Annotated in this window: 11 protein-coding genes and 1 pseudogene; 5 read left to right on the forward strand and 7 right to left on the reverse strand. The window is 72.0% G+C overall.

Annotated features, from left to right (window positions below; genetic code table 11):
* Nucleotides 1–7: 7 nt before the first annotated feature.
* The 6 genes from ACFPZI_RS17300 to ACFPZI_RS17325 all read right to left on the reverse strand — a co-directional run bounded on the left by ACFPZI_RS17300 (nt 8) and on the right by ACFPZI_RS17325 (nt 5,459).
* On the reverse strand, nt 8–202 hold the full coding sequence (locus ACFPZI_RS17300; protein WP_332425950.1) for a hypothetical protein: 195 nt from the start codon (nt 200–202) through the stop codon (nt 8–10).
* A 110-nt stretch (nt 203–312) separates the two neighbouring features.
* On the reverse strand, nt 313–1,176 hold the full coding sequence (locus ACFPZI_RS17305) for a phosphatidylinositol-specific phospholipase C/glycerophosphodiester phosphodiesterase family protein (protein ID WP_381363952.1): 864 nt from the start codon (nt 1,174–1,176) through the stop codon (nt 313–315).
* A 237-nt stretch (nt 1,177–1,413) separates the two neighbouring features.
* Nucleotides 1,414–2,532, reverse strand: a complete 1,119-nt coding sequence (locus ACFPZI_RS17310; RefSeq protein WP_381364109.1) for an acyl-CoA dehydrogenase family protein — start codon at nt 2,530–2,532, stop codon at nt 1,414–1,416.
* Nucleotides 2,533–2,588: 56 nt separating this feature from the next.
* Nucleotides 2,589–3,773, reverse strand: coding sequence for an acyl-CoA dehydrogenase family protein (locus tag ACFPZI_RS17315; protein WP_381363954.1), 1,185 nt, complete (start codon nt 3,771–3,773; stop codon nt 2,589–2,591).
* Nucleotides 3,770–4,747 carry an NADPH:quinone oxidoreductase family protein gene (locus ACFPZI_RS17320; RefSeq protein WP_381363955.1) on the reverse strand — a complete coding sequence of 326 codons (978 nt, stop codon included), beginning with the start codon at nt 4,745–4,747 and terminating at the stop codon, nt 3,770–3,772. Before ACFPZI_RS17320 ends, ACFPZI_RS17315 begins: the two co-directional genes overlap by 4 nt.
* A gap of 139 nt (nt 4,748–4,886) precedes the next feature.
* Nucleotides 4,887–5,459 (reverse strand): helix-turn-helix domain-containing protein, encoded by a 573-nt coding sequence (locus ACFPZI_RS17325; RefSeq protein ID WP_381363957.1) that lies wholly within the window; start codon nt 5,457–5,459, stop codon nt 4,887–4,889.
* A 92-nt stretch (nt 5,460–5,551) separates the two neighbouring features.
* Here ACFPZI_RS17325 and ACFPZI_RS17330 point away from each other — a divergent pair, with 92 nt between their 5' ends.
* The 5 genes and pseudogenes from ACFPZI_RS17330 (at nt 5,552) to ACFPZI_RS17350 (ending at nt 9,728) form a co-directional block, all read left to right on the forward strand.
* On the forward strand, nt 5,552–6,562 hold the full coding sequence (locus tag ACFPZI_RS17330) for an NAD(P)/FAD-dependent oxidoreductase (protein WP_381363959.1): 1,011 nt from the start codon (nt 5,552–5,554) through the stop codon (nt 6,560–6,562).
* 59 nt (nt 6,563–6,621) lie between these two features.
* Nucleotides 6,622–7,542 (forward strand): annotated as a pseudogene (locus tag ACFPZI_RS17335) (ATP dependent DNA ligase).
* On the forward strand, nt 7,539–8,003 hold the full coding sequence (locus ACFPZI_RS17340; protein WP_381363961.1) for an NUDIX hydrolase: 465 nt from the start codon (nt 7,539–7,541) through the stop codon (nt 8,001–8,003). The pseudogene ACFPZI_RS17335 and the gene ACFPZI_RS17340 overlap by 4 nt, the downstream one beginning before the upstream one ends.
* A gap of 77 nt (nt 8,004–8,080) precedes the next feature.
* Nucleotides 8,081–9,466, forward strand: a complete 1,386-nt coding sequence (locus ACFPZI_RS17345) for an NADP-dependent succinic semialdehyde dehydrogenase (RefSeq protein ID WP_381363963.1) — start codon at nt 8,081–8,083, stop codon at nt 9,464–9,466.
* A gap of 25 nt (nt 9,467–9,491) precedes the next feature.
* Nucleotides 9,492–9,728 carry a DUF6213 family protein gene (locus tag ACFPZI_RS17350; RefSeq protein WP_381363965.1) on the forward strand — a complete coding sequence of 79 codons (237 nt, stop codon included), beginning with the start codon at nt 9,492–9,494 and terminating at the stop codon, nt 9,726–9,728.
* A 46-nt stretch (nt 9,729–9,774) separates the two neighbouring features.
* Here the strand turns inward: ACFPZI_RS17350 and ACFPZI_RS17355 are convergent, their stop codons facing one another.
* Nucleotides 9,775–10,437 (reverse strand): thiaminase II/PqqC family protein, encoded by a 663-nt coding sequence (locus ACFPZI_RS17355; protein WP_381363967.1) that lies wholly within the window; start codon nt 10,435–10,437, stop codon nt 9,775–9,777.
* Nucleotides 10,438–10,539: the final 102 nt, after the last annotated feature.

The following is a 10,539-nucleotide window of genomic DNA, read 5'->3' on the forward strand; positions in this document are numbered from 1 at the left end:
GGCCTCCTCACGGCCGCAGACCACTGACGATGTCCGCCGTCGCCGTCAGGCCGCTGTGGATGGCGGGGGCGATGCCCGAGCCCGCCAGATAGAACCCGAGCAGCAAGCAGACGATCCCGTGGGAGAGCTTCAGTCCGCCGTTGCGCAGGAAGATCACCGCCAGGATCGCGAGCAGCAGCACCACAGAGATGGAAATGGCCATCGTCAACCTCCTCCGCCACGTCCGCTTCGCGGCGTTCGGCCGCAAGTGTGACGTAGCGGAGGGTTCGCCCGGGCGGCTGAGCTGTCCTCCGAACGTGTGGTGTCTACGACTTACCGCGGGCGGTACGCGTCGAGGAAGGATTCCAGTCCCGCGAGGTCGTCGGTGTTGAGGTGGTCGACGTCCGCGGCGACCAATTCGCCCCACAGGGCGTCCCGGGCGGGGCCCGGCAGGTCGGGGGTGGCCCAGAACCGCACCGTCTGGCCGCGCCCGTGCGCGGTGCCCACGATGGCGTGCAGCTTCCGGCGCTCGGCGACGGGGAACGCGCCGACGCCCTGCCAGGTGAAGTTGAGCGTCCAGTTGTCGCTGATCAGCGGGATCAGGGAAGAGCGGGCCGACCCGCCGAGGTCGGCCAGTCGGCCGTCGTAGAAGGCATGCCGCACCCGCTGGGCCTCCATCGGTACGCGGGCGGCACGGTCGCCGGAGATGACGGCGGTGACCGGACCGGGCAGCACCCGGCCGCCCGCGTAGGTGGTGAACAGGTGCCGGTACCGACGGAGTTGGCGGTGGAGCTCGAGGTAGGTGGACGCGCCCTCGGTCTTGATGTCGATGAGCAGCTGGAGCGGCTTGCGGTGCCCCCGGTACACCGACCCGTGGTGGGCCCGCACACGAGCGGTGAGTGGATCGAGGTAGAGGGACTCGAGAGTGCGTGACGGGTCGAGGTCCTCGGGGTCGTGAGCGACGAGGAGTTGGTCGCCGGCGAGGTGGATGTCGGCCTCGACGCTGCCGAAGCGGTGGTCGAGGGCATCGAGGAGGGGACGCGGGTGCTCATAGTCGTTGTGGGCATGGGCCCGCCACAACGGCCGCGGGCGGTAGCCGTGTTCACCGGCCAGCGCCTGGGTGGCCGGCAGGGTGAACGAGGCCGCGAGGGCGGCGCCGAGGGTGGTGAGGGCTCTGCGACGGGTGGTGAGGGCCATGCTCCGCCTCCCTGGAATGGCGTACGGGAACCTCTGGAGTATGAGGCCCCCGTATGCCCAAGAAGCAGTGCCGTGGCGCGAGTTGTCCGATCCGCTGCCGCACGTTCACCTCGCGGGAAGCCGAACATCCCACGGGAGAGCCCGCCGTGACGGCGGGCTCTCCCGTGGGACGTTCGGCCGAGTGCGCGTACCAGTGCCCAGCGGATTCGACGGTGCGGAAGGGTACGTGACGATACGTCAGGGTGTCTGCAGATCGACGAGTTCGGCCAGCGCCTCACGGTGGGCGCCCGCCGTACCGTAAGCGAGCGAGTCGGCCTTGGCCCGCTTCAGGTACAGGTGGACCGGGTGCTCCCAGGTCATCCCGATGCCGCCGTGCAGTTGCAGCGCCTCCTCGGCGGCATGGACGGCGGCCTGGCCCGCGTAGGCCTGCGCGACAGCGACAGCGACAGCGACAGCCGCATCGGCGTCGTCACCCTCGGCCGCCGCGTCGGCGGCCAGCGCGTCCGCCGCGTTGCGGGCCGCCGCACGGAGGTTGACGACTTCCAGCCACAGCTGGGCGAGCCGGTGCTTGAGCGCCTGGAAACCGCCCACCGGCCGGTTGAACTGCCTGCGATCCTTCAGATAGCGGACGGTCTCTGCCAACGACCATTCGGCGAGGCCGAGTTGCTCCGAGGCCAGCAGTCCGGCACCCGCGCGCAGAGCCCGTCGTACGGCGGGTTCGGCGGTGCCCACCCGGTGCCCCGGGGCGCCCTCCAGGGCGACGCGGGCAAGGGGACGGGTCAGGTCCAGGGACGTCTGCCCGGTAACGGTGACACCGGCGGCGTCCGCCTCGACGGCGTACAGCCCGCCGTCGTCCGCCGGGACGAGCAGCACGTCGGACGCGGCCGCGTCCGCGATGCCGGTCAGCTCGCCGTGCAGGACACCGTCCGCCGCACGGACGGTGGGAAAGGGTGCACCCGGGGCAGTGTGCAGAGGGACGGCAAGGGCGCCGATCCGGCGCGCGGACGCCAGCGAGGCGAGCGCCTCGCCCCCGTCGGCACAGGCCAGCAGCGCCTCGGTGGCCACAACGGCGCTGGTCAGATAGGGCACGGGGGCGACGGCCCGCCCCAGCTCCTCAAGGACGACCGCGGCCTCCCGGTGCGTGGCGCCCTGACCGCCGCGGCCCTCGGGCACCAGCAGCCCGGCGAGGCCCATGCCGTCAGCGAGTGCCTTCCACAGCGACAGGTCGTGCGGGGTGTCCGACTCGGTGCGGGAGATCACCCGGGCCGCGTCGCAGTGGTCGGTGAGCAGGTCCCGGACGGCGGCGCGCAGCGCCTCTTCCTCCTCCGAGTACAGGAGATCGGGCTGCGCGCTCACCGGATTCGCCGGGCCGGCCTTCGCCGTGCTCGTCGTATTCGTCGGGCTCGTCGTGCTCATCGGGCCAGGTCCTTCCAGGCGACGTCCTTGTCGGTACGCGGCTCGGCCGGCAGGCCCAGGACGCGCTCGGCGACGATGTTCAGCAGGACCTCGCTGGTCCCGCCCTCGATGCTGTTGCCCTTGGAGCGGAGGTAGCGGTAGCCGGCCTCGCGACCGGTGAAGTCGACCAGTTCGGGGCGCCGCATGGTCCAGTCGTCGTACAGCAGACCCTCTGCTCCGAGGAGTTCCACCTCCAAGCCGCTGATCTGCTGGTTGAGGCGGGCGAAGCTCAGCTTCGTCCCGGCGCCCTCCGGGCCCGGCTGGCCGACGGCGAGCTGCTGGCGCAGGCGTTCGCCGGTGAGCCGGGCGACCTCGGCCTCCACCCAGAGCTCGAGCAGGCGCTGGTGCAGGTCGTGGGTGCGCAGTTCGGGACGTTCGCGCCAGGTCCTCGCGACCGGGCCGATCATGCCGCCCTCACGGGGCAGCCGCATGCCGCCGATGGCCACGCGCTCGTTGTTGAGCGTGGTCTGCGCGACCCGCCAGCCGTCGCCGACCTCGCCGAGCCGGTGGGAGTCGGGGATGCGGACGCCGGTGAGGAAGACCTCGTTGAACTCGGCCTCACCGGTGATCTGGCGCAGCGGCCGTACCTCGACACCGGGGTCGGTCATGTCGCAGACGAAGTAGGTGATGCCCCGGTGCTTGGGCGCGTCCGGGTCGGTGCGGGCGATGAGGATGGCCCAACGGGCGGCATGGGCACTCGATGTCCACACCTTCTGCCCGTCGACCACCCAGCCGTCCCCGTCCACGCGGACCGCCCGGGTGCCCAGGGCGGCCAGGTCGGATCCGGCGCCCGGCTCGCTGAACAGCTGGCACCAGACCTCCTCGCCGGTCCACAGCGGCCGCAGGAAGCGGCGCTGCTGCTCCTCCGTGCCGAACTGCAGAATCGTCGGCGCGGCCATGCCGAGGCCGATGCCGATGCGCCGCGGGTCGTTGTCGGGCGCCCCGGCGGCCTCCAGCTCGGCGTCCACGACGGCCTGGAGGGACCGCGGGGCGCCGAGTCCGCCGAGCCCCTCGGGGTAGTGCACCCAGGCGAGTCCCGCGTCGAAGCGGGCGCGCAGGAAGTCGAGGCGGCCGGTGGTGGCGGGCGGCTGTGCGGCCAGCAAATCCTGGGTGTGCCGCCTCAGTTCGGCTGCTTCGGTCATGCGACGGCTCCGTTCTCCGCCGAGGGCAGCACGGCGACGCGTCCGGTGGTGACGCCGTCCGCGACCCGCTGCACGGCGTCGGCGGCACCGGACAGCGGCACGCGCTCGCTCACCAGCGGCTTGACGGCGCCCCGGGCGGCCAGCTCCAGAAGCTGCTCGTGGCAGTGCTGGACCAGCTTCGGGTTCCTGGTGTTGTAGAGGCCCCAGTGCAGGCCGAGGATCGAGTAGTTCTTCACCAGGGCGTGGTTCAGCGCCGGGCCGGGAATCGTGCCGCTCGCGAAGCCGACGATCACGATCCGGCCCTCGAAGGCCACGACCTTGGCGGACTGGGCATAGGCCTCTCCGCCGACCGGGTCGTAGATCACGTCGGCTCCCCGACCGCCGGTGGCCTCCTTCACCGCGGCGATGACCTCCTGCTCACGCCGGTCGATCACCACGTCGCAGCCCAGTTCGCGGGCGACGGGCACCTTGGCGGCACCGCCGACCACGCCGATGACGGTGGCGCCGGCGGCCTTGCCGAGCTGCACGGCCGCGCTGCCGACCCCTCCCGCGGCGGCGTGCACGAGCAGCGTCTCGCCGGCCTCCAGGCCGGCCCGGCGGTGCAGCCCGAACCAGCCGGTCTGGTAGCCGATGTGCAGGGCGGCGGCCTCGGCGTCGTCCAGCACGTCCGGGGCGGAGCGCAGTCCGGCGGCGTCCGCGACCGCGTACTCGGCGAAGCCGCCGTACGGCAGCGCGGGGCTGGCGAGCACCCGGCGCCCGTCCTCGGTCTCGCCGCAGATCTCCACTCCGGGGGTGAACGGCAGCGGCGGCCTGACCTGGTACTGGCCCCGGCACATCAGCGCGTCCGGGAAGTTGATGTTCGCGGCACGCACCTTCAGCAGGACCTGGCCTTCACCGGGCGTCGGCCGCTCCACCTCCGCGAGGCTCATCACCTCGCCCGGCTCGCCGATCTCGTGCACCTGCCATGCCTGCATGCGGAGCCTCCACGGGACTGTGAACGTCGTGTTCGCCTGACCGGGTCCATCGCATACTAAGCGGTCGCTTGCCTTCAGGGAACCGTCTCGCACGTCACGGCCTTGCGCACCCCGGTCCGCCGAGGGGGCGCCGAGTCCGTCAGGACCGCTTGGGACGTGCCCGTACGTGCATCCGCTCCCCCTGCGGACCGAACAGGCTGAGGAACTCCACCGGACCCTCTCCCGTCGACCCGAAGGCGTGCGGCACGCGCGTGTCGAACTCCGCCGCCTCCCCCGCCGTCAGCACCACGTCGTGCTCGCCCAGTACCAGCCGCAGCTTGCCGGACAGCACGTACAGCCACTCGTAGCCCTCGTGCGTGCGGGGTTCGGGCTCGAACGTGCGTTGCGGTTCGAGCACCTTGTACGCCTGGAGTCCGCCGGGCTGGCGGGTGAGCGGCCAGTGGGTGCGGCCACAGTGCTGGAACGGCTTGGAGCGGATGCGCGGATCACCGACGGGCGGCGCACCGACCAGTTCGTCCAGCGGCACCTGGTGGGCCCGCGCGATCGGCAGCAGCAGTTCGAGGCTGGGTTTGCGCAGTCCGGACTCCAGCCGCGAGAGGGTGCTCACGGAGATGCCGGTCGCCTCGGACAGCCCTGCAAGGGTCACCTCCCGCTCCTTCCTGAGCCGCCTCAGCCGGGGACCCACATCCGCGAGAACGTCATCGGTAGTCATGCCGTCGGTAGCCATACCGATATTGCAGGATCGGCAAAGACATTTGTCAATCCGATAGCACTCGGGCGACGGTCGGCGTGGAGGTGGTCGCCATGACCGAGAAGAGCGGGAACACCCGCGACGGATTCACACACGGGACCGGAGAAACGGACGGCACCGGGACTGGCACCGACTACGACGTGGTGGTGATCGGAGGTGGTGCGGCCGGGCTGTCCGCCGCGCTGGTGCTCGGCCGGGCCCGGCTGCGGACCCTGGTCGTCGACGCGGGCGAGCCGCGCAACGCGCCCTCGCCCCACATGCAGGGCTACCTGTCGCGGGACGGGATGTCACCGGCCGCGTTCCTGGCCGCCGGCCGTGAGGAGATCGCGGGCTACGGCGTCGAACTGCTCGCGGGCCGGGTGACGGACGTGACCCGGAACGGCACCGGCACCGCAGACTTCGCCGTACTGCTGGACGGTGACCGGACCGTCCGCGCGCGGCGGCTGATCGTCGCCACCGGGCTGAAGGACGAGCTGCCCGCGGTCCCCGGAGTCACCGAACGGTTCGGACGGGACGTGCTGCACTGCCCGTTCTGCCACGGCTGGGAGGTCCGCGACCAGCCGTTCGGGGTGCTCGCCTCCAGCGCCATGAGTGTGCACCAGGCGCTGATGGTGTCCCGGTGGTCCAAGGACGTCACCTTCTTCCTGCACACGGTCGCCGAGGAGGAGCTGTCCGACCAGGACCTGCGCCGGCTGGCCGCGGCCGGTGTCGGTGTGGTGCCCGGCGAGGTCACGGAACTGATAATCGAGGACGACCGACTCACCGGCGTCCGTCTTGCCGACGGCTCCGTCCACGCCCGCTCCGTGCTGTATGTCGGGCCGCGCCCCGTGCCGCGGACGGGCCTGCTGGAGCGGCTCGGCGCCGAGCTGTCCGAGACCCCGCTCGGTGCGTACCCGGTCGTGGACCCGACGGGCCTGACCTCGGTGCCGGGCGTCTGGGCGGCGGGCAACGCGATCGGCTTCGCCGAACAGGTCGTCCACGCGGCGAGCGGGGGTTACCGAGCGGCGGCCGCGATCGTCGGGGATCTGCTGTTGACGGACCTGGACGCCGCGGTGACCGCGTGATCCTCGGCCGCTTCGGCGACCCGGGTGTGGAACGCCGCTCCCCGTAGCACCATGGCTGCATGCTGCTGTCCCGGCTGGCCCGTGTGTCGCAGGAGGTCGCCGCCGCCTCGGCGCGGTCCCGGAAGGTCGCGCTGCTCGCGGAGCTGTCCGGGACGCGGAGGCGGACGATGTCCCCGTCGTCATCCCGTATCTGGCGGGCCGGCTGCCGCAGGGCCGGATCGGCGTGGGCTCGAAAACGCTGGGCCGGCCGGTCGCCCCGGCGGAGCGGGCGACCTTGACCGTCCGCGCCGTCGACACTCTGCTCGCCGGGGTGCCCGGCCCCGGCGCGCAGGCCGAGCGGGCCCTGCTGGTCGGGGAGCTGCTGGGCGCGGCGACCGAGGACGAGCAGCGGGTTCCTGCTCACCGACACACTGGCGCGCGGTCACGAGGGCGTCGTGGTCAAGGGACTCGACGCCCCCTACAGCGCCGGACGGCGCGGCGCGTCCTGGCTGAAGGTGAAGCCCGTGCACACGCTCGACCTGGTGGTGCTGGCGGCCGAGTGGGGCCACGGACGCCTTAGCGGCAAGCTGTCCAACCTGCACCTGGGTGCCCGCACCGTCGACGGCGGTTTCGTGATGCTCGGCAAGACCTTCAAGGGGATGACCGACGCCATGCTGACGTGGCAGACCGAACGGTTGCGCGAACTGGCCACCGGTCCCGGCACCGGCGAGGGTGAGGGTGAGGGTGAGGGTGAGGGTGAGGGTGAGGGTGAGGGTGAGGGTGAGGGTGAGGGTGAGGGCGACACGAGCGCGTACGTCGTCACCGTGCGCCCGGAACTCGTCGTGGAGATCACCTACGACGGCCTCCAGCGCTCCACCCGCTACCCGGCCGGTGTCACCCTGCGCTTCGCCTGGGTGGTCCGCTACCGCGAGGACAAGCGCCCGGACGAGGCGGACACGGTGGAGATCCTGCTCGCCGCGCACCCGGAGGTAGGCCCGTGACGGGTGCCCGAAGTGCCGGTCTGCTGGCGTTCCGACACACCGATCACGGGCTCGAGGTGTTGCTCGGTCACATGGGCGGCCCGTTCTTCGTTCGCCGGGACGCCGGCGCGTGGACCGTGCCGAAGGGCGAGTACGACGCCGGTGAGACGGCCTGGGACGCGGCGCGCCGGGAGTTCGAGGAGGAACTGGGCCTGCCGCCGCCCGACGGGGAGGCCGTGCCGCTCGGCGAGGTCCGGCAGTCGGGCGGCAAGATTGTCACGGCCTGGGCCGTCGAGGGCGACCTCGCCCCGGCGGCCGTCGTGCCCGGCACCTTCCGGATGGAGTGGCCGCCGAGATCGGGCCGGATACAGGAGTTCCCGGAGCTGGACCGGGTGGAGTGGCTCGCCCTGGACCGGGCGCGGGAACTGATCGTCTCCGCCCAGGCGGCGTTTCTCGACCGCTTGGCGGAGCACTCGCCCTGAAGAACCCTTCCGCGTTGCGACGCCCACCGTCGCGCGGGAGGGTCGACATGCACGCTCCGTCCCCAGGGAGGCCAGCCATGCCCATCGCAACGGTGAATCCGGCGACCGGCGAGACGCTCAGGACGTACGAGGCCATGGGCGAGGAGGAGACCGAGCGCCGGCTCCAGCTCGCGGAGGCCACGTTCCGCACGTACCGGACGACGATGTTCGAGGAGCGCGCCCGTCTGCTGCACCGGGCCGCCGACCTCCTCGACGAGGACCGGGACAGCATCGCCGAGGTGATGACCACCGAGATGGGCAAGCCGGTCGGGCAGGCCCGCGCGGAGGCCGCCAAGTGCGCCAAGGCGATGCGCTGGTACGCCGACCGGGCCGCGGTCCTTCTCGCCGACGAGGAGCCCGACCCGTCCGACATGAAGGACTCCGGGGCCTCCCGGGTCCTGGTGCGCTACCGGCCGCTCGGCCCGGTGCTCGCCGTCATGCCGTGGAACTTCCCGCTGTGGCAGGTCGTGCGGTTCGCCGCGCCCGCGCTGATGGCCGGCAACGTGGGCCTGCTCAAGCACTCCTCGAACGTGCCGCAGACCGCCCTGTACCTGGAGGACCTGTTCCACCGGGCGGGCTTCCCCGAGGGCTGTTTCCAGACCCTGCTCATCGGCTCCGCCGCCGTGGACGACATCCTGCGGGACGAGCGGGTCAGGGCCGCCACCCTCACCGGCAGTGAGCCCGCCGGACGCGCGGTGGCCTCCACCGCCGGGGAGATGATCAAGAAGACGGTGCTGGAGTTGGGCGGCAGCGACCCGTTCGTCGTCATGCCCTCCGCCGACCTGGACCGGGCCGCCGAGGTCGCGGTCACCGCGCGGGTGCAGAACAACGGGCAGTCCTGTATCGCCGCCAAGCGGTTCATCGTGCACACGGACGTCTACGACGCGTTCGCCGAACGCTTCACCCGGGGCATGCGGGCACTGACGACCGGCGACCCCATGGACGAGGGCACGGAGGTCGGCCCGCTCGCCAGCGAGCAGGGGCGCAGGGACCTGGCGGAACTGGTCGACGACGCCGTACGGTCCGGGGCCCGCGTGCTGTGCGGCGGCGAACTCCCCGACGGGCCCGGCTGGTACTACCCGCCGACCGTCCTGACCGGGATCACCCGCGACATGCGCGTCCACCGGGAGGAGGCCTTCGGCCCGGTCGCCACGCTGTACCGGGCGGCGGACCTGGACGAGGCGGTGCTGATCGCCAACGACTCCTCGTTCGGTCTGAGTTCCAACGTATGGACGCGTGACGAGGCCGAGGCCGACCGCTTCGTCCGGGACATGGAAGCGGGCAGCGTCTTCGTGAACGGGATGACGGCGTCCCATCCGGCGTTCCCGTTCGGCGGGGTCAAGCGGTCCGGGTACGGGCGTGAGCTGTCCGGGCACGGAATCCGCGAGTTCTGCAACATCACCACGGTTTGGCACGGTGCGTGACGCTCCCGCGGTTACGATCCGATCTGTGAACCGCGAAGTGACTCTGCCTCTGATCGTCGACGACCGCGGTACCTTGCAGGTCTCCGCGGCGGACGTGAGCAAATTGCTGCGCACGATGGGCGGGCGGTGGCTGCATCTCGTGGAGTCCGGCGACGACCGGCTCGACGAGGACACGGTCGCCGCGCTCACCATCGAACTGGCGAAGCTGGCCGACCGGATCGACGTGGCGTGCATCGCCCACAGCAGCGGAACCAGGGCCTAGGTCTCCCGCCCGGGCAAGCGCGGGCGGCGGTCTGCCGGCCGCGTGCTCAGACCGGCCGGAGCAGCGTCCTCCAGAACAGCGACTCGTAGCTCTGCAGCAGGTGGCCGTACCCCCGCGCCAGGCTCTCGTCGAGGCGGCCCGTGTCCAGGCCGTCCTGGACCGCTTCGGCCGCCGTCCGGTCCAGGACGGGGGCCGGTTCGGCGAAGAAGTCGAAGAACCCGCAGGCCTCGTCGGTGAAGCCGTAGTGGGTGCGCAGCGCTTCGGCGATGGTGGCGCAGTAGCCGCCCCAGGCCGAGAAGTTGGCGGTCACCGAGAGGACGGCGTCCGCCGGTGCCGCGTTGAGGGCCAGCCAGGCGACGTAGGCGGGGTAGGCCTGGCAGCCCGGCAGGGGGTCGTACGACGCCACACGCTCCCGGTCCACGCCGCAGGCCGCGGCGAAGGCGTCCAGCCGCGCCGCCGCCAGGTCCTCGCCCTCGGCCAGGGCGGTGAAGTACGCGGCGGCCCGCGGCTGGTCCGCGGAGCGGTCCGCCAGGTGCTGGAACGCACGGCGGTCGGCGGGGATCACCCAGCTCTGTTCCAGGGCGAGCGCGGCCAGGGTGTCCCGGCCGGCGTCACCGCGGGCGATCAGTGGTACGAGCGGGTTGGACCGGGGGTCCGGGGCCAGTTCCCGCGTGATCGTCTCCAGCAGTTCCCGGGCCGTGCGCGTCATCGCGGTCTCCGTCGCGTCGGTCGGCCGGTCCGTGGGACGACCGGCTCCCCCAGCATGGTCCCCCAGGAGCCGGACGGACGTCACCCGTGGGGAACCGGCAGA

The organism is Streptomyces chlorus (assembly GCF_042655885.1).
GTDB lineage: Bacteria > Actinomycetota > Actinomycetes > Streptomycetales > Streptomycetaceae > Streptomyces > Streptomyces chlorus.